Source organism: Xenorhabdus innexi, assembly GCF_002632485.1.
In the GTDB taxonomy this organism is placed as follows: domain Bacteria; phylum Pseudomonadota; class Gammaproteobacteria; order Enterobacterales; family Enterobacteriaceae; genus Xenorhabdus; species Xenorhabdus innexi.
In genome coordinates this window covers 1-26,610 of sequence record NZ_NIBU01000015.1, presented here as the reverse complement: position 1 = coordinate 26,610, position 26,610 = coordinate 1, and the positions used below count along the sequence as shown (strand labels likewise).

20 protein-coding genes and 3 tRNA genes are annotated in these 26,610 nt (G+C 41.4%); 12 read left to right on the top strand and 11 right to left on the bottom strand.

The window, feature by feature from the left end:
• Nucleotides 1-32 precede the first annotated feature (32 nt).
• The 7 genes from recQ (at nucleotide 33) to Xinn_RS08250 (ending at nucleotide 9,136) form a co-directional block, all read left to right on the top strand.
• Nucleotides 33-1,859: an ATP-dependent DNA helicase RecQ gene (gene recQ, locus Xinn_RS08280; protein ID WP_086955076.1), complete on the top strand. Its 1,827-nt coding sequence runs from the start codon at nucleotides 33-35 to the stop codon at nucleotides 1,857-1,859.
• Between the two features lie 61 nt (nucleotides 1,860-1,920).
• On the top strand, nucleotides 1,921-2,916 hold the full coding sequence (gene pldB, locus Xinn_RS08275; protein WP_086956557.1) for a lysophospholipase L2: 996 nt from the start codon (nucleotides 1,921-1,923) through the stop codon (nucleotides 2,914-2,916).
• Between the two features lie 21 nt (nucleotides 2,917-2,937).
• On the top strand, nucleotides 2,938-3,738 hold the full coding sequence (gene yigL, locus Xinn_RS08270) for a sugar/pyridoxal phosphate phosphatase YigL (RefSeq protein WP_086955077.1): 801 nt from the start codon (nucleotides 2,938-2,940) through the stop codon (nucleotides 3,736-3,738).
• Nucleotides 3,739-4,440: 702 nt separating this feature from the next.
• Complete coding sequence (locus Xinn_RS08265; RefSeq protein ID WP_422645974.1) at nucleotides 4,441-5,814, top strand: MFS transporter; 1,374 nt, start codon at nucleotides 4,441-4,443, stop codon at nucleotides 5,812-5,814.
• A 149-nt stretch (nucleotides 5,815-5,963) separates the two neighbouring features.
• Nucleotides 5,964-6,980, top strand: coding sequence for a LacI family DNA-binding transcriptional regulator (locus Xinn_RS08260; protein WP_086955079.1), 1,017 nt, complete (start codon nucleotides 5,964-5,966; stop codon nucleotides 6,978-6,980).
• 2 nt (nucleotides 6,981-6,982) lie between these two features.
• Nucleotides 6,983-7,960: a nucleoside hydrolase gene (locus Xinn_RS08255; protein ID WP_086955080.1), complete on the top strand. Its 978-nt coding sequence runs from the start codon at nucleotides 6,983-6,985 to the stop codon at nucleotides 7,958-7,960.
• A gap of 822 nt (nucleotides 7,961-8,782) precedes the next feature.
• Nucleotides 8,783-9,136, top strand: a complete 354-nt coding sequence (locus tag Xinn_RS08250; RefSeq protein ID WP_086955081.1) for a DUF805 domain-containing protein — start codon at nucleotides 8,783-8,785, stop codon at nucleotides 9,134-9,136.
• Nucleotides 9,137-9,257: 121 nt separating this feature from the next.
• Here the strand turns inward: Xinn_RS08250 and Xinn_RS08245 are convergent, their stop codons facing one another.
• From Xinn_RS08245 to rsgA, 4 genes are all read right to left on the bottom strand, one after another.
• On the bottom strand, nucleotides 9,258-10,466 hold the full coding sequence (locus tag Xinn_RS08245; protein ID WP_086955082.1) for an MFS transporter: 1,209 nt from the start codon (nucleotides 10,464-10,466) through the stop codon (nucleotides 9,258-9,260).
• Nucleotides 10,467-10,507: 41 nt separating this feature from the next.
• Entirely contained in the window at nucleotides 10,508-13,852 is a 3,345-nt protein-coding gene (gene mscM / locus Xinn_RS08240; protein WP_086955083.1) for a miniconductance mechanosensitive channel MscM, read from the bottom strand.
• A 24-nt stretch (nucleotides 13,853-13,876) separates the two neighbouring features.
• Nucleotides 13,877-14,806, bottom strand: a complete 930-nt coding sequence (gene asd / locus Xinn_RS08235) for an archaetidylserine decarboxylase (protein ID WP_086955084.1) — start codon at nucleotides 14,804-14,806, stop codon at nucleotides 13,877-13,879.
• A 263-nt stretch (nucleotides 14,807-15,069) separates the two neighbouring features.
• A complete protein-coding gene (gene rsgA, locus Xinn_RS08230; protein WP_086955086.1) occupies nucleotides 15,070-16,140 on the bottom strand; it encodes a small ribosomal subunit biogenesis GTPase RsgA in 1,071 nt (356 codons plus the stop codon).
• 110 nt (nucleotides 16,141-16,250) lie between these two features.
• Between rsgA and orn the strand changes: the two genes are divergently transcribed.
• Nucleotides 16,251-16,796, top strand: a complete 546-nt coding sequence (gene orn / locus Xinn_RS08225; protein ID WP_086955087.1) for an oligoribonuclease — start codon at nucleotides 16,251-16,253, stop codon at nucleotides 16,794-16,796.
• Nucleotides 16,797-16,880: 84 nt separating this feature from the next.
• Here orn and Xinn_RS08220 read toward each other — a convergent pair whose 3' ends face one another.
• A complete protein-coding gene (locus Xinn_RS08220) occupies nucleotides 16,881-17,156 on the bottom strand; it encodes a type II toxin-antitoxin system YafQ family toxin (RefSeq protein WP_086955088.1) in 276 nt (91 codons plus the stop codon).
• 6 nt (nucleotides 17,157-17,162) lie between these two features.
• Nucleotides 17,163-17,423, bottom strand: a complete 261-nt coding sequence (locus Xinn_RS08215) for a type II toxin-antitoxin system RelB/DinJ family antitoxin (RefSeq protein ID WP_086955089.1) — start codon at nucleotides 17,421-17,423, stop codon at nucleotides 17,163-17,165.
• Nucleotides 17,424-17,673: 250 nt separating this feature from the next.
• Between Xinn_RS08215 and Xinn_RS08210 the strand changes: the two genes are divergently transcribed.
• Nucleotides 17,674-17,749 (top strand) — tRNA-Gly (locus Xinn_RS08210).
• Nucleotides 17,750-17,865: 116 nt separating this feature from the next.
• On the opposite strand, the gene Xinn_RS08205 is transcribed toward Xinn_RS08210, so the two are convergent.
• Together Xinn_RS08205 and Xinn_RS22665 are read right to left on the bottom strand one after the other, a co-directional pair.
• Nucleotides 17,866-18,789, bottom strand: a complete 924-nt coding sequence (locus Xinn_RS08205) for an MFS transporter (protein WP_244590170.1) — start codon at nucleotides 18,787-18,789, stop codon at nucleotides 17,866-17,868.
• A gap of 5 nt (nucleotides 18,790-18,794) precedes the next feature.
• Complete coding sequence (locus tag Xinn_RS22665; RefSeq protein ID WP_244590169.1) at nucleotides 18,795-19,091, bottom strand: hypothetical protein; 297 nt, start codon at nucleotides 19,089-19,091, stop codon at nucleotides 18,795-18,797.
• A gap of 369 nt (nucleotides 19,092-19,460) precedes the next feature.
• On the opposite strand from Xinn_RS22665, the gene Xinn_RS08200 reads away from it, so the two are divergent.
• A tRNA-Gly gene (locus tag Xinn_RS08200) sits at nucleotides 19,461-19,536 on the top strand.
• 445 nt (nucleotides 19,537-19,981) lie between these two features.
• Entirely contained in the window at nucleotides 19,982-20,554 is a 573-nt protein-coding gene (locus Xinn_RS08195) for a hypothetical protein (RefSeq protein ID WP_086955090.1), read from the top strand.
• A gap of 71 nt (nucleotides 20,555-20,625) precedes the next feature.
• Here Xinn_RS08195 and Xinn_RS08190 read toward each other — a convergent pair whose 3' ends face one another.
• Nucleotides 20,626-24,018: an indolepyruvate ferredoxin oxidoreductase family protein gene (locus Xinn_RS08190; protein ID WP_086955091.1), complete on the bottom strand. Its 3,393-nt coding sequence runs from the start codon at nucleotides 24,016-24,018 to the stop codon at nucleotides 20,626-20,628.
• Nucleotides 24,019-24,390: 372 nt separating this feature from the next.
• On the opposite strand from Xinn_RS08190, the gene Xinn_RS08185 reads away from it, so the two are divergent.
• Nucleotides 24,391-24,466: transfer RNA gene (locus Xinn_RS08185), tRNA-Gly, on the top strand.
• Nucleotides 24,467-24,493: 27 nt separating this feature from the next.
• On the opposite strand, the gene Xinn_RS08180 is transcribed toward Xinn_RS08185, so the two are convergent.
• Together Xinn_RS08180 and Xinn_RS08175 are read right to left on the bottom strand one after the other, a co-directional pair.
• Nucleotides 24,494-25,405, bottom strand: coding sequence for an AEC family transporter (locus tag Xinn_RS08180; protein WP_086955092.1), 912 nt, complete (start codon nucleotides 25,403-25,405; stop codon nucleotides 24,494-24,496).
• Between the two features lie 99 nt (nucleotides 25,406-25,504).
• Nucleotides 25,505-26,413: a DMT family transporter gene (locus tag Xinn_RS08175; protein WP_086955093.1), complete on the bottom strand. Its 909-nt coding sequence runs from the start codon at nucleotides 26,411-26,413 to the stop codon at nucleotides 25,505-25,507.
• Between the last annotated feature and the right edge of the window lie 197 nt (nucleotides 26,414-26,610).

The window sequence follows — 26,610 nt, the reverse complement described above, 5'->3', positions numbered from 1 at the left end:
TTTAAAACCAGCTCTAAAAATCGAGGAAAGGCGTGTCTACCGCAGAAGTCATCAGCACGGCATCACTGGCTGAACAAGTATTACGAAAAACATTCGGGTATCAGCAATTTCGCGCCGGACAGCAGCAGGTAATAGATGCTGTTCTTGATGGTCGCGATTGTCTGGTTGTCATGCCGACCGGTGGCGGGAAATCAGTCTGTTATCAGATCCCGGCTCTGGTCAAAGATGGGTTGACACTGGTGGTATCTCCTCTGATCTCATTGATGAAAGATCAGGTGGATCAACTCAGAGCAAATGGCATAGAAGCAGAGTGCTTAAATTCCACTCAGAGTCGTGAACAACAGATTGATATTATTCGCCGGTGCCGTCAGGGAAATATCAAGCTGCTTTACATCGCACCTGAGCGACTGGTTACTGATAATTTCCTTGAGCAGTTACAAAATTGGAATCCGGTTCTGCTGGCAGTTGATGAAGCACACTGTATCTCTCAATGGGGGCATGACTTCCGACCGGAATACCGGGCGCTTGGGCAACTGCGCCGACGTTTTCCCGACCTTCCCGTTACCGCACTGACTGCCACCGCAGATAAAACCACCCGGCAGGATATTGTCCGCCTGTTGGAATTGCGCGATCCCATCATTCATATCAGCAGTTTTGATCGTCCTAACATTCGCTATACATTGGTTGAAAAATATAAGCCGCTTGATCAGCTTTGGGCATTCATTCGCAGTCAGCAGGGAAAAAGCGGGATTATTTACTGCAATAGCCGGAATAAAGTAGAAGAAACGGCCGAACGTCTGCAAAAGCGGGGGTTGAGTGTTGCACCTTACCATGCAGGGCTGGAAAACAATCAGCGGGCTTGGGTACAGGATGCTTTCCAGCGCGATGATTTGCAGGTCGTTGTGGCAACCGTTGCATTTGGTATGGGGATCAACAAACCAAACGTGCGATTTGTTGTGCATTTTGATATTCCCCGCAATATTGAATCCTATTATCAGGAAACGGGGCGTGCCGGTCGTGATGGTTTACCTGCTGAAGCGATACTGTTTTATGATCCGGCGGATATGGCATGGTTGCGCCGTTGCCTCGAAGAAAAGCCAGCCGGTGAGCAACAGGATATTGAGCGTCATAAACTCAATGCGATGGGGGCATTTGCTGAGGCGCAAACTTGCCGACGGTTAGTCTTGCTCAACTATTTTGGTGAAAGCAAGCAAACAGCCTGTGGTAACTGTGACATCTGCCTTGATCCGCCGAAACGCTACGATGGTCTGATGGATGCACAAAAAGCGCTGTCCTGTATTTACCGCGTTGGGCAACGCTTTGGTATTGGCTATATTGTTGAAGTGTTGCGTGGCGCGAATAACCAGCGTATCCGGGAATCAGGGCATGAAAAATTGCCTGTTTATGGTATCGGCAAGGAGCATAGTCAGGAGCATTGGGTGAGTATCCTGCGCCAGCTGATCCATCTGGGGCTGATTAACCAAAATATTGCCAATTATTCTGCATTACAACTGACAGAAGCTGCGCGGCCTGTTTTGCGCGGTGAAATACCTCTGCAACTTGCTGTGCCCCGAATTCAAAGCCTGAAAAGCAGAAATCAACAAAACAAATCATACAGTGGGAACTATGATCGTAAATTATTCGCTAAGTTGCGGAAATTACGAAAATCCATTGCTGACGAAAATAACATTCCGCCTTTTGTCGTTTTCAATGATGTCACACTGATTGAGATGGCGGAACAGTGCCCGATAACACCTGATGAGCTTCTGCTGATTAATGGTGTCGGGCAGCGTAAACTGGAGCGGTTTGGCGATGCTTTTATGACAGTTATCCGTGAACATTTTGAAGGATTCGAATAAGTGCAGTCGTAGTACGTAATTATATAATCTGTAATCGGAAAGACAGCGGGTATATAGGATGATGGCACCTGATAGATTAAAAGCAAGTTGGTTAAACCGCGAGTCTCAGTTTTCTGCATTTACAAATGGATTATTGCTGGATTTTTGGAATATCAGAGATGAACGCGAATTTATAGGTGTCGATAACATTCCTATCCGTTATGTCTCTTTCAGTTCACCTCATCATGATAAAACGTTGCTAATATCTCCGGGTCGTAGCGAAAGTTATGTCAAATACCCGGAAGTAGCCTATGATTTTTACCATCTGGGTTACAACATTCTTATTATTGATCATCGTGGTCAGGGGCGTTCGGGCAGAATGCTGACAGATCCCCAGAAAGGCCATGTTGAATCATTTGAGCATTATGTCGATGATCTGGCAAAACTCATTGAGATAGAAATTTCCTCACTTAAATCGCATCGCTGTTATGCACTTGCCCATTCAATGGGAGGGGCTATTTTGAGTTCTTTTCTGTTACGCCATGAGTCCGTATTCCGTGCAGTGGCGTTGTGCGCACCGATGTTTGGGATTAATCTGCCAATGCCTCGCTGGTTAGCCAACTTTCTTGTCAATCAGGCCGAACCTTACCCCAAAAGACGTAACAGATATGCGGTATCAACCGGACAATGGCGTCCATTACCCTATTTTATCAATCTGCTGACTCATAGCTATGCTCGTTACCAGCGATACTTACGTTATTATGTAGACTATCCTGAATTGCGTCTTGGTGGCCCGACTTATCGCTGGATGCGTGAAAGTATGTTAACTGGGGATAATCTTATTGAAAAGGCAGGAGAAATTCAGACACCGCTGATTGTTTTAAAAGCAAGTGAAGATAAGGTAGTTAGTAATCGAGAATTGTTGGCTTTTTGTCAGTCTCGTCAAAAAGCAGGAATAGGAAAAGAAGAATATAATCCTCTGGTTATCCAAGGGGCACGCCATGAAATCCTGTTCGAAAAAGACGCGTTGAGAGCACATGCACTCAATGTGATTAGTGATTTTTTTGATCAAAACTGATTTAGCTTAGGAAATTTAACCATGTACCATGTTGTTGCTTCAGATTTAGATGGCACGCTTTTATCTCCCGATCACATATTAACGCCGTATACAAAGAAAGTTTTGAATCTGCTGACAGATAAAGGGATTCATTTTATCTTTGCAACAGGGCGTCATCACATTGATGTAGGTCAGATCCGTGACGGGCTGGGAATTGATGCTTACATGATCACATCCAATGGAGCAAGAGTGCATAACTCACAGGGAGAACTGGTATTCAGTCATAATCTGGCTCCGGAAATTGCCCGTGATTTATGTCTGCTGGAGTTTGATAATCCAGATGTTCTGACCAACTACTACAACAACGATGACTGGTGGGTTAATCGCGCAAGTGAAGAACAAGCTGAATTTTTTCAGGAGTCTGATTTCCATTATCAACTTTTCCAGCGCGACAATTTCCCTGTTGATGGCGTATGTAAGGTCTATTTTACCAGCGAAGACCATGATTATTTGGTTCAACTGGAAGAAAGGATTGAAGCGCGCTGGGGAGATAAAGTGAATGTCAGCTTCTCATTGAGAAACTGTCTGGAAATCATGTCAGGCGGTGTATCTAAAGGTGAAGCACTGGCGCAGGTTTGCCAGTCGATAGGGTATGAGTTAAATGACTGCATTGCTTTTGGCGATGGCATGAACGATAAGGAAATGCTGAGTGTGGCAGGCAAAGGCTGCATTATGCAGGGCGCGCATCAGCGCCTGAAAGACACTCTGCCGGATATGGAAATTATAGGTTCTAATGCCGATGATGCGGTGCCGTGTTATTTGCAGAAAATGTATCAGGTTTGATTAAACAATTTAAACGAAGTAACCATAAAACAGCATTCTGATGGGTGCTGTTTTTTTATTATTAATGGAGTTCAATTATTTTTCCTATTTCATATAGTGATTTCTTTGATATTTTAAGTTTGTTTTATGTGTCATAGATAATATTGTTAATTTTGCATTTTAAAGTTTTAGGCGTTTCTTTTGTTTTTAAACGAGTTTTTTTTATGCATAACATATCACTGTGCTTTGGTATTTTTACTTAAAGAATATAGCGTGAGTGTAGGATGGTGAGGTACGTCATTTTTTGTGCAAAAATAAACCAGTTAAGTGGCTTATAGGTTATTTTTATATAAATCTTTTAATTTTTAATTAGTTAGGATTTTTAAGATTATGAGTGTATTGTTTTAAGATATCTAATATTTACCAATTACCAAGTTTTATGTATGGTCCTACGGTTTTTTTTGATACAGTTTCTTACCGTAAAATAAATTTTAATATAGGTTTGTTATTTTACGTGTTTTTCAAAGAAATACTTTTATCTTATTATTCTGGATTAGAAATAGAATAATTATTTTTTGATAATATAAAAATCTACTCGAGTAGATAAAAAATAAAAATATAACTATGAAAAAATATTTTTCCGGTTTATAAGTTTGGCACTAATTTACTGTTCCAACATTCAGGGAACATGCCATGCAGTCTGAAAGTGTAATTATGCCTTTAATGGAGAAACAATATGCATCCGAAGCATGTTTGTTAACTCAAAAAGGGCAAAAAGGTTTTTATCGGGCAGTTTTTTCTTGTTGGCTGGGCACGGCAATGGAATATGCTGATTTTGCTCTTTATGGACTGGCTGCCGGGATAATTTTTGGTGATGTGTTTTTTCCGGATATGACACCAACCGTAGCATTACTTTCTAGTTTTGCTACGTATTCTATTGGGTTTATTGCTCGGCCTATTGGGGCGCTATGGTTTGGATGGTTAGGTGACCGTAAGGGGCGAAAAGTCGTTATGATCACGACTATTACTCTTATGGGGGTATCAACAACACTTATTGGTGCTATCCCAAGCTATACTCAGATTGGTGTTTGGGCTCCAATTTGCTTAGTTATTTTACGCTTTACACAAGGACTAGGAGCTGGAGCTGAGCTTTCTGGTGGAGCGGTAATGCTGGGAGAGTATTCTCCTCCAAAAAAAAGGGGATTGATTTCTTCCATCATTGCTATTGGTTCAAATAGTGGAACATTGCTAGCATCACTAATTTGGTTATTAGTACTCACAATGGATAAAGAAAGTTTACTGGAATGGGGGTGGAGAATCCCGTTTCTATCGAGCTTTTTACTTGCCGTGATTGCATTGCTTATCCGCAAACATCTAGATGAAACCCCTGTATTTCAGCGCTATAAAATGGAATTAGATACCCAAAATTTAAAACAAGAGGGGTTATCTGAGGAGCTTCATTATAAGCCAAGACATAAGTATCAGAGTCTTTGGAAGCGTACGAAAGCATTCTGGATCATGGTTGGTTTGCGTATTGGTGAAAATGGACCATCCTATTTAGTTCAAGGTTTTATCATTGGTTATGCTGCTAAAGTGCTAATGATAGATAAATCTATACCAACAATTGCAGTTTTCATTGCGTCAATCTTAGGTTTTTTGATTATTCCATTGTCAGGCTATTTATCTGATCGTTTTGGACGTCGAATCACCTATCGCTGGTTTTGCTTCCTGATAATTTTGTATGCGGTACCTGCTTTTATCTTATTGGAAAGCCGTGAACCTATTATTGTTATTCCAACTATTGTAGTGGGAATGGGACTGGCTTCGTTGGGTATATTTAGTGTTCAGGCTGCTTGGGGGGTTGAATTATTTGGTGTAAGAAATCGTTGTGCCAAAATGGCCTTTGCAAAAGAGCTTGGATCCATTTTATCTGGTGGTTCTGCACCATTAGTTGCATCTGCTCTATTGTCTTTTTCCGGGCACTGGTGGCCTATCGCATTTTATTTTGTATTCATGGCTGGAATTGGATTTATAACCACGTTCTTTGCACCAGAAACTCGTGGTAGAGATCTAAATTTACCTGAAGATGCTATTTAATTCTTTAGTTAATAATCCTATCGTTAATAACTTTAGCATGAATGAATATTATTTGATTCGTGCCAAGTGTTTATTACATTTGAAATCATGGTATTTTAAATCCTAAATTATTCAAATTATTACTTTCACCTACATATAAAATAAATATCATGAAGTTACATGTAAAAAAAGTGACCCGGACTGATGTTGCGAAAGAAGCAGGAACATCTGTAGCGGTTGTTAGTTATGTTGTTAACAATGGCCCAAGGCCTGTTGCCGAGGCAACACGGCAGCGTGTATTAGAAGCCATCAAAAAAACAGGCTACCGCCCGAACGGTATTGCGAAAGCACTTGTTTCTGGGATGACACAAGCATATGGGCTTATTGTACCAAACATATCTAACCCTTTTATTTCATCTATGGCTCATGCCCTACAACAAGAAGCTTTTAAGTATGGGCAGGTATTGTTATTAGGAGATTCAGGAGATGATAGAAAGCGAGAAAAGAAATTGATTAACAACTTGTTGCAACGTCAGGTAGATGGATTGATATACATTAGTGTTGACCGTCATCCTCATATTGAACTTATCCAAGAAAGTGGAACACCATGTGTCATGTTAGATCGTGTTGATGCGAAGCTAAATGTTAGCGCTATCATTGTAAATGAACGTCTTGCGGCGTTTAAAGCTACTCAGCATCTGGTTCAACATGGTTATCGTGACATAGCCATTATTTGTGGGCCACGTGATATGTTAAATACACAGGATCGTATTGCTGGTTGGCGTGATGCATTACAACAAGCAAATGTAGTGGTGCATGAAGAATGGATCTTTTCTACAGATTATACCCGCACGGGAGGGTATGAAATGACATTAAAAATGTTAAAAGGAAAACGCCCACGAGCTCTGTTTGCAACAAATGAATTGCAAGCATTTGGATGTCTTCGCGCATTATCTGAGCATGGCATAAAAGTACCGGGTGATCTTGCGTTAATTTGTTTCAATGCTACACAGCAATCGCAGTTTAATGTGCCTTCTTTGACTGCGGTGCGCCAGCCGGTTGGCAAAATGGCAAAAACGGCTATTGAAATGTTGAAAACATGGAGTGGGGAAGCCCGTGAATGTGAATTTGAGTTTGATTTACAGATCGGTGAGTCCTGTGGTTGTACATCTATTGTAAAAGAATAAGTATGCGGTTAATTATTGATTGTGATCCAGGGAATGGCATAGCTGGAGCTAATGTTGATGATGGCCTTGCTTTAGCACTTGCCATCGCAGCCCCTCAAATTTCTCTTGAATTAATTTCTATTGTAGCAGGTAATACTCCCAGTGAAATAGGCTATTCTGTAGCAAAATCTCTTTTACAGAGATTAGGTATAGATATCACGGTAATCCGTGGTGCTTCCCAAGGTTTATTAGAGCCTATTGCAGAATGGCGCGAGAAACTTGATCATGGAGTAGATCAGAATGGTTTGCGTCATCTATGGAAAGATACTATTCCTCCTGAACAATTTCCTTTGGAAGAATTATCGGCAGTTAAAAGTATAGGTGAGTTAGTATGTAATAACCCAGGCGAAGTGACTCTTATAGCAATTGGGCCTTTGACTAACATTGCTAATGTTATACAGTTATATCCTGACTTTCCTAAGTCTGTAGCTGAAATTATCATAATGGGTGGAGTTTTCAATGTTTCGGGTTATCAAAAGGATACTAACTTTGGCGTTGATCCAGAAGCAGCACATATTGTATTAACAAGTGGCGCAAACATTACTCTGGTACCGATGGACGTCACGACACAAACTCAGATGTTACATTCTGATTTAGATTACTTATCTACATTTAATAATCCATTATGCGAGTTTTTGGTCGAAACAATTCGTCCTTGGATGAACTATTCAATAGAGACAAGAGGATTAAATGGTTGCTGGATCCATGATGCCCTAACTGTAGCATGGCTTATTGATAGAACTATCGCCACGACTACTCAAAATTATGTGGATGTTATTTTAGAAGGGAAAGACCGTGGGATGACTTGTCTTTATGACCCTAAATCACCATATTGGAAGGATGCAGTCTCAAATAAGCAGAGAAAGCCTATTACTATATTGAACTCTGTAGATAGTCAGCTGTTTTTATCAATAGTCCTCAATTATATCCAGAAGTATTGATTAGCTAAGTTGCTTTCCCATAGGTTCTTAGGTCTTACCTGATTTAGAATTTTTAGGGTAGCAATCTTTACATTAAATTTGCAAGTAGGCAGTTTGGAATAACTGCCACTAATGTTTTTTGCTTAATCAAATCACTGCCTAAATGTCCCCTGACTACCGATACCTAATGATGCAATAAGGCTGATCGCAAAAATATAATTCCAGATCAAGTGGAAAAAATTAGTGGAACACAACTTGTAGTAATGACTTTGCTACAGAGTGTGAAAAACAGCCTGTATGAAAATACTCTACTGATTACTATAAAATTGCTTGCCTGTAGGATAGGTCATAAGTAGTAACCACGGCTTGCTTTCAAATCAGGGGATAAAGCATGTTCGTATCTATTCTGAGATAATATGATTTTGTTAAATTTATGTCAGTGCCGTGGTCGATAAGACAGTATTTTTTGCGTTTGTACATTCATTAATAACTATTGAATGTGTTTTTTCAGGAAACTATTCATGTTTTAGATAAGTTTGTTAATTATAACATGCTAAATAAATATTATTTATTAGTGGTTAATAATAAGTTAATTGCCTTTGTTTTTCTGATTGGTTTCTAGGTAACTTTGATATGAGCCAGACGAATGTATATTGAAAGCATGCTGTGTTTTATATTAGACAGATTTTCTGAATTCAATATCTAAGAATTACATGATTTGGTTAATATTATTGCTTTAAGAATGAGACGTGGACTTTAAAAGATAAGTGAGTATAAAATCCTGCATCCTTTATAGTTTGTCTCCTTTTGTTTTATAAAATTTAATTTTAAAGAAGTAACATTATGAATTGGTATCTTCAGGTTTTAAAAAATTACGCTGATTTTTCCGGGCGTGCGCGTCGTAAAGAGTATTGGATGTTTTATCTTTTTCATATGCTCGCCTTTCTTGTCGTTGGGATATTAGCTGCAATTCTCGGTGACACCTTCGGCGCTATATTATATGTTATTTATTTCTTGGGAACTATTATCCCATCTCTTGCTGTAACAGTGCGTCGACTGCATGATTCTAATCGTTCAGGCTGGTGGTTTTTACTGTGTTTTGTCCCTGTTGCCGGTATTGTAGTATTTATCTTTACCGTTTTGGAAGGTACTGAAGGCAGTAATGACTACGGTGCTGATCCGAAAGGAATGCGTTAAAATAGTAGTATCTCTTTGATCTTATCTTTAGTTTGCCAAAACTAAAAACGCTGTTTGTTATTTTACAACAGCGTTTTCTTATCAATAAAAATCATCTTATTCTGGCTTTATTACCTTCAATTCAATTTTCTTTTTTCCCTCGCAGAAGTAAGTAAACCCATATTGCACTAAACACCACTACGGCCATGATAATAGGTGTTTGTTGTGAGATTCCTGATTCCAGTACAGCGCCAAAAGAGATGTATCCGACAGGAATGCTAAGAAATCTTGAGGAAGTAAACAGTGTCATTATCCGGCCAAACAGATTTTCAGGTACTTTACGTTGAATTAACGTAATTTCTACCGGAGCAGCAAAACCAATTCCACAGCCGATGACAAAAAGCTGGATAAACAAAACATACTGCCCACTGAATAAAGACAAAGACAGGAAGCATAGCCCAAGCAGGCTGTAGCCGGAGAGCAGTATCCGGTGACTGGAAAAGTATTTACCATAGATACCGTACAGTAAAGAGGAAAGGGCGGTACCTATACCAAAGCACGTCATTGAAACCCCAAGACTGACAACGGAATTAAATTCGATTTTATTCACGTAAGGCAGATAAACGGTCAGGAATGGGGTAATAACAAAATTGATTATTGAACTGAGGATCAGAATAGAAAACAATTCCTTCTCTGATTTAATGTAGCTGAAAGCTTCAAGAAAATAACGGTGTGGCAGAGAGGCAGTTTCAGTTTTCTGGTTTATATCGGCAACAAAATATTTTTTCAGAATAATAATACCGAAGGAAACCACTAAAAAGCTGATTGCGTCAAAGTACAATGCGTTTATTGTGCCCAGCATTGCGATAATGAGGGAGCCAAAAGCGGGGCCAACAAGATCACAGATATTTTCAATAGTGCTGTTTATTCCATTAATTAACTCATTCTCTTTTTGATGCTGCTTTATCTCTTTTGCCAGCATAATATCTTTAGCCAGACGTCCCGGTGCATCTAAGATAGTTGAAAATACCAATAAAATCGTCAAAAGATAAAGGTGAAGAATATCCATCGTATAGAATACGGGGATTAATAAGACACTCAGGAAATTCACTAAATCCGATAAGACTGAGATCCAGAATGCACCATATCTATCAACCAACTGTGCACTGAAAAAAACAGACAATATCAATGGCAGCATTTTCGCTGACATAATAGCAGCAACCAGTAATGGGCTGCCTGATATTTCCAGAATTAACCACGGAATGGCAATTTCTGTAACGGTGTTTCCCAGAATGGAAACACCATTTAATGCCAGTAAGCCACTTATCTGAACAGGAATGCGCCTTACCATATTTTTGTTCTCTTTCCCTAAAATCACCACCCTAAATTAAATTACAGGTCTCCCGGTTTACGCGGAAGATTACGACCTGACATATTAGTTGTAGCACTACGGATTTCCTGCCCGAAAATATCAACACGTGCCTGAAATGGGGGGAATGGCAGGGTGATATCGTGTTTGTGGAATTCCTGCAAAATATACTGATGTACTTCATGACGGGCTGGCATACGATGCCCCATTTCTGCGGCATAAGCGCGCAGTTCATAAATCTGAATCCCTTGCTGAATGTCAACCAGATAGGCTTCAGGCACCGGGTTATCGATAATTAACGGGCATCGCCTTGCCGCAGTCAGTAATATCTCTGTTGCCTTAGTGGATTCTGTTTCTGCGGGAACAGGGATAGTCAGGACAATACGGGTGATGGTATCAGATAATGACCAGTTGATAAATTGTTCAGTAATAAATGCTTTGTTGGGAACGATAATCTCTTTTCTGTCCCAGTCAGTCAGGGTTGTAGCCCGCGTATTAATTTTTGTAATACTGCCGGTCAGCCCCCGGATCGTTACGGTATCACCAATACGGATTGGTTTTTCGAACAAGATTATCAGCCCGGAAATGATATTGGTGAAAATTTCCTGTAACCCAAAACCAAGACCAACCCCCATTGCAGCGACCAGCCATTGCAGTTTTGACCATTCAATTCCCACTAATGAAAAACCGAGGATACCGCCGATCAGTGTAATACTGTATTTGGTTAATGTGGTGATGGCATAGCCTGTACCGGGCGTTAGCTCCAGATGCTGTAGCAGTGCAAGCTCCAGTAAGGCCGGGAGATTGCGAACAAGCTGAGCGGTAATAACAATGACCAGAATTGCAATCAGAATGGAACCCAGCGTGATTGGCTGAATAGTATCAACGCCGTTGATGACAGTGGTAACATCCCATAACGGGATCGTTTCAAGGAAAGAGAACGCGGAATGGAGTTCTGACCATAACAGGATAAGCGAAACCAGAGCCAGCATAGTCAGAATGGAACGTACCAGACCTAAAGACTGGGCACTGATTGCATCTAAGTCGATAACCGGTTCTTCAATGTCAATCGCTCCTTCAACACTGCTGTTAATGTTGCTGGAATCATCTTCATTCTTAGCGCGTTGGGCAAGGATATCTGCCCGGCGTTGTTTGGCCCTTTCAAAAGCAATTTTACGGCGCTGGATTAACATCCATCGGCGGGTGATGTGATAGATGACCAGCAGGAAAAACCAGATGGCAACAGAGGTTTCGAGCCGTGCCAACAAAGCCTGCGAAGTTTGCAGGTAACCAAGTACCGAGGCCAGCGCGGCCAGAATCGGTGCAGAGAGTAATATCCACCATAAAACCGAGTTGATGGCGTTTTCACCTGACCCGTGCTTGTCCATATACAGCGGAATACCAGCGCGTTTCAGGCTGGTTGTGACCAGACTTAGCGAGACGCAGAGCATCAGAAAGCATAATCTGCCGAGGGTTGCAGCAAATTCGCGATCACTGTAATTGTTAAAGGTAATAAGTGCCATCATCAGTGGCACAATCAGGAAAATTGATACCCGATAAAACCGCATTGCCCGTTTTACCCGTTCTTCCGGCCAGCGGAAATGAGCAATAAACAGGCCGTTCGGATGGGCAAATGCTGCACTGAGCATGAAAACCCACAGAATTGGCGTTGTTTCACTGACACCATTACCGATAGCTGTTGCCATCGGGTATTGCCAGGCACTTTTCAGGCCATAACCAATAGCAGACCAGAGCATCGGCAGAGGTAAAGCCGCCACTATAGACCAGAACACCGTCCTCATCGTCAGGGAGAAATGATCTTGTGTCACCTTGCCGATACGGTTGCTGGAACGCTCAAGAAAAGCATGATACTGGCGGTGCGAACTGATGCTGAATATCACCAGCAACAACGTACCCAGCAGATAAAGTAAGGTATCCTGTGTTGTCAGCATCACGTGGATTGCAATGCCTAACTGGGAGATGGTATCCAGAGAGAGCAATTGGGTTAAATCCCGCACAACCAGCAGCGGGTAATTCAGTGAAATGGGATCGACATCTGCAACCCAGAACAGATAGCGGTGTGTCGCTTCCTTAACTTCTTTCAGCGCATCATTTAACTGACTGGTAGAGACTTTGAGTTTCGTTAATTCTAATATTTCGCTGTCATAACCGGAAAGGAGGGAGTTAAGCAACTCTTTTCGGGTACGGATAAGGGAGTCATAAACCTGTTTTTGGGTCGAAGTCAGGCTGTTATTCGTAATCGGAGTATGTTCGCTTTCCCGTTGAGAACTCTCCAGCATTTCTTCATATTCCAGTCTCTTAACCCGTAGCTCGACAATATTTCGGTCTAGCTGCTGAGATTTCGGGATATCCGGAATATGTGTTAACTGTGTCCTTAATGCAGCTCCAAGTGCTGTTGAATCACCCAGCCATTGCGCCTGTTCGCGGATAGTATTAAGAGTCTGTCGTACCCGCAGAATATCATCGGCTGCTTTACGTTGCTGGGAGCCAATGGAATCCATGCGTTGGGTCTGCTGGTTGAGCATTTGTGAAAGATGGCGGTTTTGCTGAAGTTCATCCAGTAGAAACTGGGGCAGTTTTCCGCCATTTTGTTCTGCCAGCATTTCGGTATGCTCAAGCGCTGACTCTGCTTTTTGCTGGCGCTGGGCGTTTAGCTGGCTGCGGAGTTGCTGGAGCTGAATATCGAGATTTTGATAGCGTTTTTTAAATAATTCTGCCCGTAAGCGGGCAATTTCCTGCCGATTATTGGTCGAAAGTTGTGCCATCTCCAGTTCACTGGTGACGGTTTTACGGGCATTTACTTCCGCCTGAGCAAGGGCTAACTGTGCTTCCCCCAATACCGTGGGAGATGTGTTTAATGATTGAAGCCGGGAAGTTGCCTCAGTTAGCAAGCGCCTTGCTTCTGCCTGCTGTTGAGGCATGAGATTTACGGACTCACTGATTTCCCGGATTTTATCCTGTTCTTGTTGTAACTGCCGCTCCTGCTCCAGTAATTGACTGTTGAGCTGGATAATCTGCTGTTCCAGACTGCTGATAGGCTGATTAGCCGGAATAGCAGGGGGTGGCTCACTGGCAGCCAGAATTTTTTGTCTTAATTCCCGGATAATTTTAGGGAAATCATCAATGGACTTCTGGTATTTTGCGATCTGTTCCTTGGAGGATTTTGTGTCATTAATCCAATTGATAGCCCCTTGCAGTGCTTGCGCAATTTCAGCATCCTGTGGATTTTTACTGCCTTCAACCTGTTTCAGATCCTGTTTAAGCTGGTTTTCATCCAGCTGTACTGTGGAAGCAAAAGTCAGATTCGCAATAAACAGGCTAAGAAATAAACTGATAATCAGGCGCACAATAAGGGGCTCCTTGGTAATAAATTAACTGGCGTTATTTTGATTCATGGAAACATCGTCAGTTGTGTGCTCAGTGAGCTCATCATCGTTTGAGATAGCTTGTGCCATCAGGCCACCCAACAGAGTCTGTGAGCCACTGTATAAGTTATTGGCAAACTGAATCTGATTGGGGGCAAACAGATTGATTACGGTTGAACCAAGCTTGAAACGGCCCATTTCCTCTCCTTTTTTCAGAGAAACAGCCCCTTCCTCGCCTTTTGCCGGATAGACCCAACGTTTGATAATCCCTTCGCGCGGAGGGGTGACACAGCCACTCCAGACGGTTTCTATACTGCCCACAATTGTGGCACCAACCAGAATTTGTGCCATCGGGCCGAAAGCGGTATCAAACATGCAGATAACACGCTCATTACGAGCAAACAAATTCGGCACATTAGCGGCAGTCAGCGGGTTGACTGAGAACAGATCGCCGGGAACATAAATCATCTCTTTCAGTACGCCGTCACAGGGCATATGAACACGGTGATAATCTTTCGGAGATAAGTAAGTCGTGACAAAATGGCCATTGCGGAATTGTTGAGCAAGTTGGTGCTGTCCCGCCAATAGCGCTTCTACAGTATAGTAGTGGCCTTTAGCCTGAATAATCTGCTCTTCACGGATGGCGCCTAGCTGGCTGATGGCTCCATCTGCGGGCAGTGCCAACTGGTGTGTTTCACTGACAACAGGACGAATGCCCTCTTTTAATGGTCGGACAAAGAATTCGTTAAAGGTTGAATAAGCCTGAAAAGAAGGATTCTGGGCTTCATTCATATCAACTTTATAAACTTTGGCAAAAGCCTTAATTACAAGCTGTGTTAACCAGCCAGCTTTTTTATTGGCGAACCAGCCTGCTAAGTGAGTAATACATTGCTTTGGCAGTAAATATTGTAGTCTGATTTTAATATTATCCAGCACGTCAACCTCTTGGAGTATTTTATCGGCCAATGTTTTTATACGAAAATTGGGCAAAAGTCTGCTATTGTACCTGCCCTTACCTTGAATGTCAGGGCTACCCGTTGTCTTTCAAACAGTCTCTTTGTTGGCGGTGCTCACTCACTCCGGCCACCGTTTTTATAAACAGGCGGTTATCTATGTTTCCGGGAGTTCATTCGCTTGCCGCCGCGACGCATTTTGAAATCCATTGGGTATATGCATAGGATGTATTGCTAATTATTGTCTTATTTTTGACCTTCGGTGAAATTTTTGCGTGGTTTAACCTGAGCCATACTTTCCAGAATCCGGTGATAATTTTCAAAGCGCTCTTCTGCGATAGCGCCTCGCTCCAGAGCATCGCGTAAAGCACAGCTGGGATCATCAAGATGTTTGCAATCGCGGAATTTACAGCTACCAAGATAATCACGGAACTCAATAAACCCTTGTACCACCTGTTCTGGTGTCAAATGCCACAAGCCGAATTCCCGGACACCGGGGGAATCAATGACATCTCCTCCCTGTGGAAAGTGGTAGAGGCGTGCTGTTGTTGTCGTGTGCTGACCAAGGCCGGAGTTATCAGAAACCTCATTAACCAGAATGGTTTTTTCGTTATCCGGCAGCAAGGTATTAAGCAGGCTGGATTTCCCGACCCCTGACTGACCTGCGAATATACTGATTTTATCCGCCAGTAAGTGGATCAGTTCAGGAATACCTTCACCGGTATGGCTGGAAACTTCCAGTACCCGATAGCCGATGTGACGGTAAATATCCATGACACCGTTGACCCATTCCCGGCTTTCGTCGTCCAGAAGATCGATTTTATTAAGCACTATCAAGGGTTCAATATTGAGTGTTTCACATGCCACCAGATAGCGGTCGATAATATTCAGTGAGAGTTCAGGCAGAATAGCGGAAACAATCACAATTTGGTTGATATTAGCGGCAATGGGTTTAATACCATCATAATAATCGGGGCGGGTGAGAACGGAAGTACGTTCATGAACCGCTTCTACTATTCCATTAACCTTAACATCTGACTGGAGCTGTAAGGCAGGACGCCATACGACACGATCACCGGTAACTAGTGAACGGATTGTCCGGCGGATATTACAGCGTTGTATGGAAGCATCTGCGGCCTCAATATCTGCATGTTGCCCGAATCGGCTGATAACCAGCCCTTCTTGTGGCTCACCAAACTGGCTGTCATCCAGTTCTGGCTTTTGGGCGTTATTCCTGTCGAGCGGCTGTTTTAGCCTGCGCTGGTGATTGGCCTGCACACGGCGTTGCTGCCCTTTGGAGAGTTTACTTTTAGCCACCGAACCTCACTTATTTCATCTATCTTGCTGGTTATCGCTGCGGGTGATCAAAAACGCTATGATACACCTCTGATACAGATTACCTGTTTTAAAGGAACCTAGGATATATCATGTCAAAAAGTGAGAACAATCTTATCTGGATAGATTTAGAAATGACGGGTCTGGATCCCGAGCGCGATCGCATAATTGAAATTGCGACTATTGTGACGGATTCAGAGCTGAATATTCTTGCGGAGGGGCCGGTTATTGCAGTACATCAGCCAGATGAACAGTTGGCTCTGATGGATGAGTGGAACGTCAGAACGCATACTGCCAGTGGATTGGTGGAGCGGGTAAAGCAGAGTACGTTTAGTGAGGCCGAAGCTGAACAAGCGACGATTGCGTTTCTGGAGCAGTGGATTCCGGCAGGAAAATCCCCTATTTGTGGTAACAGTATCGGTCAGGACCGCCGTTTTCTATTCCGCTATATGCCAGAGCTGGAAAAGTATTTTCACTATCGTTATCTGGATGTCAGCACACTGAAGGAATTGGCTCGTCGTTGGAAACCTGAAATGCTGTCCGGTTTAAGCAAGAAAAACACTCATCAGGCATTGGATGATATCCGGGAGTCAATTGCGGAACTGGTTTATTACCGCGAACATTTTATCCAGAAATAAATGACATTATTTTACTGATATAAAATGATTAAGTGGGTTTTCGCCCACTTAATCTATATTTATCGTTATTCGCCGTATCCATATTTAAAATAGATCAGAGTGCGTTCTAGCCCGTTCAAATCGGATAAGGTCACTGGTAATTTTGTAGATAAGGGCCCAATCCGGTTCTATGTGAGCGTCTCTATAGCCTTTATAGTTGCCATGTAATGGATGATCTTTGTATACAGTAGGTAATGGCAACTCATTGTTAATCAAGAGCTTCATTAATGCTTTCAGTTTTTCTATGTCTTTCTGTCTTTTCTGAGCTAACTTCACATCTTTTTGAAACTGGGTGGAATATTCAATAGCTCTTTGTTTCATGAGTTATTAGATACCCAATTTATCGAAGATATCATCAGCATCTTTTGCTTGGTGGACATCAATTCCTTTTTCACTATTAGCAATGGTTTTAGTTGTTAGTTCATTAGGAATACACATATCAAATGGTAAAGCTTTTTCGGTTGCGACCTTAGTGAGTGTTATGCGCACCAGATCAGAAACGGTTAACCCCATGCTGGCTAGCACAGCTGCAGCTTCATTTTTCAATTTTTCATCTATGCGAGCACGAACAAAGGCATTTGCGGCCATATTTAAACCTCCTTTTGATTAATAATTGTACTGTGGCTCATTTGAGCTACATGATCAAATGTGGATATATGCCAATCAAAGTAAGATATCTATGTTTGAATCACAATCAGGCTTTTTTTGTTTGATTAATGATCAACAAAAGAAAGAATGTGATTTTTTTTGTGTTGGGTCTTGCCAGCGGCCGAATTATTCGTATAATGCGCTCCCCGTACCGATGAAAAATTTCAAACGTACAACACACCAAAATTAAGCGGGAATAGCTCAGTTGGTAGAGCACAACCTTGCCAAGGTTGGGGTCGCGAGTTCGAGTCTCGTTTCCCGCTCCAAATCTTCTCTTATCCAATATTATCAATAGTCCAATATTATCAATAGACTACCTTATTACCCCCTATATTTAATACTAGCCCGTAACTGTATTGTTTTTTAAAAGTGGTTTTTTCGTTCAGGACGATGCCATTGCAACTCTGACACTACGCGGTGCAAGTGAAAGTAAGGCAAAAATAGCCAGAAGTAAGCCAATCCAAAGTGGCGAGATTAATCCATACCCGGCTGCAATGCTTAATCCTCCAACCCATGAGATAAAGGCAAAACCACTGTTAATGACAGAGACATGAACACTCATGACCAGCGGGCCTGCATTCGCTACTCGCATAACCCGTGTAATCAGTGCCGGACTCATGGGAACACCCACAATGCCGATGATTAAAAAAGCGATCACGCTTATATAGCGATTTTCCGGGAACAGCGCGAATATCAGCAGTGATATCGCCAGTATACTGATGCCGATAGTCAGAACTACGAAGGTGTGCCGGTCAACAAAGCGGCCGATGAGGGTATTACCGATGATATTCGCAACACCGTAACAGCCAAGTACAATAGGTACAACTGCGGGTAATAAGCCTGTAATTTCAGTCAGGATAGCAGAGATATAGCTGAAAGCAGCGTAAGATGCACCAATGATCAGAGCACTTGAACTATAAGCAGCCCAGAGTTTTCCATTCTTAAATGAGGCGAACTGATCGCGGATACGGACATTCGAAATATTATGTGAAAGTGGCACCATTGCCCATAAAATCAAGGCACAAACGAGAGTAAATATAAAAATTAACCAAAAACTTAAACGCCAGCCGTAATACTGATCAATCATGATTGCTGCGGGTAGACCCAAAACGTTTGCCAGCATCATGCCAGTGAGTACAACTGATGAAGCCCTTCCTCGCATTTCTGCTTTAACAACTTCTCCGCAGATTGCTAAAGAAATACCAACACAGGCAGCTCCCGCAAAACCGGTAATAACACGGGCGATAGCCATAACATAATAATTTCCTGCAGTTGCGGCGATAACCCCTCCGATACTGTAGAGCATTAATATCAAAGTAGAGCTTGTTTATTGGGAATTCGAAGCGCAACAAATACCATTGTTAATATTGGCCCGCCGATGACCATTCCTATTGCGTAGAGTGAAATCAGGTAGCCGATATCTGTAACTGTAACGCCGAACGCAGCCATTAATGATGGCATCATACCTACAACCATAAATGCAGAAGTATTCAGTATGAATATTGTTAATCCAAGCAAATAGATGGAAATAGGGATATTACCCTGTTTTTTAGCTGATATTTCTGATGAGGTTTGTGTATTTATTTTCTCTGATGCCATTTTAGTCATGATCAATTTCCCCAATCTTGTTGTGCTTTGATTTATCAGTATGGGATGAACTATATTTCATTCAATTTAATAATTGAATATTAGACTAGTGTCATGTTAAATTTTAGTCAATAGGCTACAATTCGGGGTAATCTGCTTTTTGTTAAAGAGGGACAATATGCTGGTGTTGAGCGGTAATCGCGTAATTAGTGGTGTTAATTATATCAATCAGAGGGTATTTTGAGCGATTGATGTTTTATGACGTGTAAAATGCTTGCCATCCCTACTAAATAAGTTCATAATGGCGCCCATCTTAATGCTGTTAAAGATAAAACATGAAATTAATCAATTGGTTACATGTTATATATTTAAAAATAAGGCATTAGTTATGCGGGAATAGCTCAGTTGGTAGAGCACAACCTTGCCAAGGTTGGGGTCGCGAGTTCGAGTCTCGTTTCCCGCTCCAAATTCAGGACGGCAGATTTTATAATAATCTGCCTGCCATAGAAAAAAGCGCCGAAAGGCGCTTTTTTCGTTGTATCAATAGGGTAAATCCATTCTTGCCAGCTATGGTGTATTTGTTTTACCCAACAACACCCTGATTTATTAACAGATTCCGTTATCCATACTAAAAAACCATGTATTTACCTGCTACTGGCCTTGTGTGGGCGCAGGCTGGTTTTGATTGATTTATGTGATAACGGATGGTCAAATAGTGCAACTGAGATAAATATCTATTCAAATAGAATTAGCATATCGATACTACTGGATATATTAGTGCTGTTCACGTCTAAGAGTATCATTCATATAGTTAAACTTTCTAATTTCAGGCAAGGTGATGACTTGTCTAATTTATATCGATTTCTAGAAAATATATTTGATTTTTATCAGAAAATAAATAAGGAATAGTTATGAGTGAAGTTAATAAAAGTGACAGTTATGAATTCGATAATTATATTTTTAAATTAAATTTTGATCTCGATGGAAATAATTTAATTATAGAAAAACATAAAAATAATGAAATTATATTTTCAGGCTCCTTTAATGAGATAGATGATGTGTTATTATTAAATAAAAAAATACACATTAATTTAATTGATAAAAATAGACCTGTTGTAATTAAGTTTTCTACTTTTTCTAATAAACTGGAAGTATTTAAAGTATATCAAAAGCTAGAACGGGCTTTTCATGAATATAAACTAAGAAAAAACCTTGATGAATCATATGGAAAGTATAAAGAAGAGGCTGATGATATTTATAAAAAATACATTAAGGTGTGTGATAGGTTTAAGAAAAGCATGCGTGAAGCTGGTGGGATATATGTTAAGCTAAAAAATGAAAATAAAGAATTAACAAATAAACTGAATACGTTATTAGACCAGCAACAGGGTGAAAATATCAGTAATAAGCCAGCTAAAAAAAGTATAAAAACATCAACGGGTAAGAATTTTAACAGCGCACATTATAACGATAGTCTGGTATAAGATGTTTCATGGCAAGACAAAGAATCAAATGGATGGATATCACGGTAGCCTGTGATATCCATCTGTTTTCATTATGCTATTTTAGCCAGCTCTTTTAGCAGTACTTCTCTGCGTTCCTGCATGTTTTTTATCGCTTTTTGTTTCACATGCCCAAAACCCCGAACCTGATCGGGCAGAGCCGCCAGCTTCTGACAGATCTCCATGTTATTGCTATTTAATTTTTCTACCAGTAAATCAATGAGTTGTTCATATTCGGACAGTAAATCTCTTTCCTGTTTTCTTTCTTCCTGATAGCCGAAGATATCAAAAATAGTTCCGCGCAATGGCTTACAGGCAGCAAGAAAGCGAAAAACAGGAATGATCCAGGCGCCATACTCCCCTTTTCCTCTTTCTCCGGTTCTGGGATCTTTACGATTGAAAAACGGAACGCTGAGGTGAACGCGGATCTTATCCGTATTATCAAATTGTGAACGGAGATTATCAAAAAAACCTGTTTTGGTATAAAGACGGGCAACTTCATATTCGTCTTTGTATGCCATCAGTTTGAATAAATTTTCTGCGATGGATTTTGTTAGCTCTGCGGCATCAATTTGCTGTGTAACCTGCTGGATTTGAGCAATGCGACTTAGATAACGCAGTGCATATTTTTCATTCTGATACTCAACCAGAAGCTGGTATCTGTGCAAAATCAGGTCATCCAGTGTCCTGATGGACTGTTTCGGTTCAACGGTCAGAAAATTATTCAGGGTATCTGGTTGTACAGCAGCAATTCTACCGATATGGAAGGCTCGTCGCGCATTATTTACAGCATTACTTGCTATGCTGCCTTTCTGTATGATGGCCTGCTCGATAGAAGACAGACTGATTGGAATTTTACCCAATTGCCACGCGTAGCCGATTAAAACGATATTTGTTTGATTTCTGTCACCAACTAAATCGGCTGCAATTTGCTCGGCATCAATGGACTGTAATGTATGGCAATGCTGGCGGAGAGTATTCAGCATTCCTGATTGATCTAAATTCAGGGTCGGATTTCTCAGCATAGTGCCTATTTGCGTCTCATGGGTATTCAGCACACAACTGGTACCTGATTTTGACATCACTTCCAGTGAGCTTAGCCCTGTTGCCGTGACTAAATCTGCGGCAATAGTAAGGTCAGCACGCCCCCGATCAATTCTGACCTGATGCAGTTTATCGGAATCCTGACTGAATCGAAGGTGGGTTATTGCTTCCCCGCCTTTTTGCGCAAAGCCTGTAAAATCAAGCAGGTTAACAGCATATTTTTCTATTTCGGCAGCAATACCAAGCATATGGCCTGCGGTGATAATACCGGTTCCTCCGACACCCGCTAATAAAATTTCAAAGGGATCATCGGCCATTTTTATAATTGGCTCAGGTAGTTTGCTCAGCAGGTTATCAATCTCTTCCTGCGGCATTATCCTGCTGGGGTCCTGAAGTAGATTAGCATTTTCAATAGTAATAAAACTGGGGCAGAAACCTTTCAGGCAGGACAGGTCTGAATTGCAGACATGATGATCTATCGCACGTTTAGTTCCCAGTGGTGTTTCTATCGGAATAACAGCAAGACAATTGGATTGTATTTGGCAATCACCGCAGCCTTCACAAACGGCCGCATTGATCACTGCCCGCCTTTTTGCCTGTGGGATTATCCCTTTTTTTCTTTTACGGCGTAGTTCTGTCGCACAGGCCTGTTCATAGATAATGACTGTCACGCCCTTGATATCCCGCAGACGTTTCTGCACATCTTCGAGATAATCTTGTTGATAAATTTTGACGTCGGCAGGAAGGCTATTCTTGCCTTTATATTTATCGGGTTCATCGGTGACAACAACAACTTCTTTTGCTCCTTCAGCCAGCATTAAAGCGACAGCCTGTTTTATTGTCATACTACCGTCAAGTGCCTGCCCACCGGTCATTGCAACAGCATCATTAAACAATAATTTATAGGTGATGTTGCTACCAGCCGCGATTGACTGACGAATGGCTAAATGACCTGAATGAAAGTAAGTTCCGTCTCCCAGATTCTGAAACACATGAGAACGATTAATAAAAGAGGAGTGACCTATCCAGTCAACACCTTCTGCTCCCATAGCCGTCAGGCCGTAACCTGTATTGCGATCCATCCATGCTGCCATTACATGGCATCCAATACCGATTTGTGCCTGACTGCCCTCAGGTATACGGGTTGAGGTACTATGAGGGCAGCCAGCGCAGAAATAAGGGGTACGTTTGGGAAGCGAGGGATCGTGTAGTGTAGTCTGAGTTATCCATTCCAAAGGAACAGAAAGAGATAAGCCAAATTTTTCCAGCCAGTGGGCCAGAAAAGGGGCAAGCCGGGAGGGGCGTGACTCCATATCTGTAGGCACTAATTTTCTGCCGAGATGGTCATGTTTCCCAATCAGAGTAATCTGTTGTGGCAAATTAATGAGGTGTTGCGCGAGAAGCAGTTCAACAACAGAGTTTTTTTCTTCAATAACAAAAATATCATTAACCTGAGAGGCTATTTCGCTGAGAAGTGGTGATAAGGGATAAACCAGACGAACATGAACAATCGCAATGCCGTTTTTTGCCAGTTCAACAGGTGTCAGACCTCCGATACGCAGCGCTTCCAGAGTATCCCGATGAGCTTTACCAACGGTGACTAATAAGGCTCTCGGGTTTTGGCAGGGTGCGATAAGTTGATCTATCGGATTGAGTCTGGCGAAGTCCTGAACAGCTTTAAGTTTATAGACCAGCCGTTGTTCTATCAGAGGGCTGGGAAGGTCAGGCCAGCGCCAATGTAACCCACTTGGACCGGGATCTATTTCCGGTATCTTATACTCCGGAAGCGTCTTATAGCCCCTGACAGCACCGCTTTCCACAACTTCGCTGATTGCTTTAAACCCAACCCATGTACCGCTGACACGGGAGGCTGCCCAGCCCCATAATCCCACGTCATGGTAATCAGACACAGAAGCCGGATGCAAGATAGGCATATTCCACGCCATTAGGGCGAGATCAGACTGATGGGACATAGAAGAAGACACGCACCCATGGTCATCGCCCAGAATAACCAACACACCGCCATGGGGAGAAGATCCATAGGCATTGCCATGTCTGAGCGCATCTCCGGAGCGATCAACTCCGGGTCCTTTGCCGTACCACATACTAAATACACCGGTAACATTGCGGTCGGGGTCAGATTCAACTTTTTGAGTACCGTAGATAGCAGTTGCTGCAAGATCTTCATTGATTGCAGGATGGAAACGAATATTAGCCTGTGCCAGTTTTTTACCATTTTGCCACAATGCTTGATCCAGACGGGCTAATGGTGAACCGCGGTATCCTGATACAAACCCTGCTGTATTAATATTATGGCTTTTATCCAGTTCTGCCTGAGCGAGAAGAAGATCGATAAGGGCGTCATTGCCAGTAAGAAATTTAGGTGGATAGTATAGAGTCATATAATTCGGCCTTTACTTAAGAGCATTACCGTTTGAGATACGACTAAAAATGGATCTAATTTATTTCCAGCAAATTATTCCGACAAGTACAAATCTTATTAGAGGCTAATTGTAAGTATTATGTTAATTTTTAGATAACGTAATGTATCATATTGTGCTGGTAGCTTGCTATAACCATATGCAAAGTGTGTGGTATATACGGCTTTGCATACCTTTTAAGCGGTTGGAGTTAATGTATGGGTAAATGGCTTGCCATATTTGTCAGATGCGTTCATAATTGCGCGCATTCCTAAAATGCAGGAAGTTGATAGTTATTGGTATTTACCATAATTTGAAACTAACACTAAGGCATTTCTGGTTGCCATCAATAATGCGGGAATAGCTCAGTTGGTAGAGCACAACCTTGCCAAGGTTGGGGTCGCGAGTTCGAGTCTCGTTTCCCGCTCCAAATCAAATATCCATTCAATTCTGCAAATTAATCCAGTCTCAAGCCTAAAATAATGGGTAAGGTAATTACTGCAAACATTGTTTGTAATGTGATAATCGCTGACATTAACTGACTGTCTCCATTTAACTGTCGGGTTAAAATATAAGCTGTTGGTGCTGTAGGTATCGCGAAAAAGAGAATCAGTAAGTTGATTTCTAACACATCCAGTTCAAGTAAGTAGCCAACAACCCCGGCAACCAAAGGCATAAATAATAATCTGGACAGGCTATTGATAATAATTGGCTTCTTCTCCGTTCTCAACATTGCTGGCTGCAATGATGCACCGATACAAATTAGCCCTAAAGGAAGGCTTGCCCCGGCCAGAATTTTTAAAAACTGCCCTGAACCGTAAGGTAAGCCAAGATTAGTGAGATTGAGGCCTATTCCAATAAAACAGGCTAATATCAGCGGATTTTTAGTGATTATCACGACAAATTGCTTAATTGATAAAGTTTTTATGTCTGGTGTTAATGCAAAAACAGAAATGGCATTGCAAAGAGGAACTAAGATCGCAATTATCAGCGATGCTACTGCGATCCCGTGAGAGCCGAAAATATCTACCGTGATGGCTAATCCTAGATAAGTATTGAAACGCAACAACCCTTGCACATAAACACCAAAACGTTGAGCGGGCCATTTAAGTAACCACTTAATAATAATTAATATAAATAAACCAGTGCCAAGTATAGCGAGGATTGCCCAAAAGAGGCGCGGTAGCTGGGGGTTATCCAGAGAGGCTGTTGCCAGGCTATTGATCAATAAAGCGGGAAACAGCAGAAAATAATTAAGCTTCTCTGTTCCCTGCCAGAAAAAGGGGCTAAATGAGGCACTACGTTTTAGCATAAAGCCCAAGAGTATCAGTGCAAATAATGGCCATAGGATGGTAATAATCTGGTTCATATATTATCTTAAATTGTGAAGACTCGTCGTCTTCCGAGCGGCTTTTCGTAGGTGTATCAAAATCAATTAATTACATATTTAATGTTTTTTTATCGAACATTATTTCGCTGTTTTTTTATTGGTCATAGCAATTCCTGCAATAATTAAAATTCCACCAATACATATAGATACAGTAAATTTCTCGTGTAAAAAGAGTACTCCACCCAGTATTGCGGTCAGCGGATTTAATGCGATAAAGACACCTGCTCTTGTAGCACCAATCTTACCAATGCCATCATAATATAAAACATATGCAATAGCTGATCCGACGACACCTAAATAAATCAGGCTTATCAGATCACTCATGGACAAAGAAATCAGTGCCGCAGAGTTAATATCACCTGTTACTAACGCTGTTACTGTTAACATTAACGCACCCGCAATGACCGAATAAGCAACAGTATATAATGCACCAATTTCATTGATTGTTTTCCGTCCGAAAACACTATAAATCACCCAACTGATGACACATCCTAAAATAGAGATGTCACCGATCATATCGCCTTTATTACTCAATAATGTTGATAAGTTATTGCCGATAATAACGATCCCTGCACCAAATAAACAGAATGAAATACCAACGGTCTTTATGGTGGACATTTTTTCCTTAAACAGAAAATAAGAAACTGTTGCTATCACTGCCGGATTTATCGCTACAATCAGAGAAGCTCTGGATGCATCAATATATTTCAGGCCATAAAAAAAACAAAGGTTATAGACATAAATACCAAAGAAACCCAGCATGGTAATACTTGCTATTTGTGATTTATTTATTTTGATAAATCCTTTTTTAGAAAAAGCGATAACAATTATTAATACAAATGCGGCTAAAATAAACCTAACCGATGCTGATAATAACGAGCTGGTATCAGATGAAATAAACCTTCCAGCTATGAATGTGCCACCCCAGATCATCGAAACAATAGTTAATTTAATGTAGCTTGAGTAATCATCTGATTTTATTATCATATTTATCATCGCCTCATAATATTTTTTAATTTAATATTCTCGCCAAGAAATTATAATGATGAACTATTCTCTTGCATGATTTTTTATTAGGTTCGATACTTGGATTCGACTAATAAGTGCAATTTCTAAGAAAGGCGGTCAGTTGCTATAGTAGGCATCTTTCTCGCCAAAGGAAAATGCACTATGACCTATACACA

Excerpts from the sequence above, each read along its gene's own strand:
- pldB (WP_086956557.1), top strand. The coding sequence starts at position 1,921 with ATGGCACCTGATAGATTAAAAGCAAGTTGGTTAAACCGCGAGTCTCAG.
- yigL (WP_086955077.1), top strand. The coding sequence starts at position 2,938 with ATGTACCATGTTGTTGCTTCAGATTTAGATGGCACGCTTTTATCTCCC.
- Xinn_RS08265 (WP_422645974.1), top strand. The coding sequence starts at position 4,441 with ATGGAGAAACAATATGCATCCGAAGCATGTTTGTTAACTCAAAAAGGG.
- Xinn_RS08260 (WP_086955079.1), top strand. The coding sequence starts at position 5,964 with ATGAAGTTACATGTAAAAAAAGTGACCCGGACTGATGTTGCGAAAGAA.
- Xinn_RS08255 (WP_086955080.1), top strand. The coding sequence starts at position 6,983 with ATGCGGTTAATTATTGATTGTGATCCAGGGAATGGCATAGCTGGAGCT.
- Xinn_RS08250 (WP_086955081.1), top strand. The coding sequence starts at position 8,783 with ATGAATTGGTATCTTCAGGTTTTAAAAAATTACGCTGATTTTTCCGGG.
- Xinn_RS08245 (WP_086955082.1), bottom strand. The coding sequence starts at position 10,466 with ATGGTAAGGCGCATTCCTGTTCAGATAAGTGGCTTACTGGCATTAAAT.
- orn (WP_086955087.1), top strand. The coding sequence starts at position 16,251 with ATGTCAAAAAGTGAGAACAATCTTATCTGGATAGATTTAGAAATGACG.
- Xinn_RS08220 (WP_086955088.1), bottom strand. The coding sequence starts at position 17,156 with ATGAAACAAAGAGCTATTGAATATTCCACCCAGTTTCAAAAAGATGTG.
- Xinn_RS08215 (WP_086955089.1), bottom strand. The coding sequence starts at position 17,423 with ATGGCCGCAAATGCCTTTGTTCGTGCTCGCATAGATGAAAAATTGAAA.
- Xinn_RS08205 (WP_244590170.1), bottom strand. The coding sequence starts at position 18,789 with ATGCTCTACAGTATCGGAGGGGTTATCGCCGCAACTGCAGGAAATTAT.
- Xinn_RS22665 (WP_244590169.1), bottom strand. The coding sequence starts at position 19,091 with ATGACTAAAATGGCATCAGAGAAAATAAATACACAAACCTCATCAGAA.
- Xinn_RS08195 (WP_086955090.1), top strand. The coding sequence starts at position 19,982 with ATGAGTGAAGTTAATAAAAGTGACAGTTATGAATTCGATAATTATATT.
- Xinn_RS08190 (WP_086955091.1), bottom strand. The coding sequence starts at position 24,018 with ATGACTCTATACTATCCACCTAAATTTCTTACTGGCAATGACGCCCTT.
- Xinn_RS08180 (WP_086955092.1), bottom strand. The coding sequence starts at position 25,405 with ATGAACCAGATTATTACCATCCTATGGCCATTATTTGCACTGATACTC.
- Xinn_RS08175 (WP_086955093.1), bottom strand. The coding sequence starts at position 26,413 with ATGATAATAAAATCAGATGATTACTCAAGCTACATTAAATTAACTATT.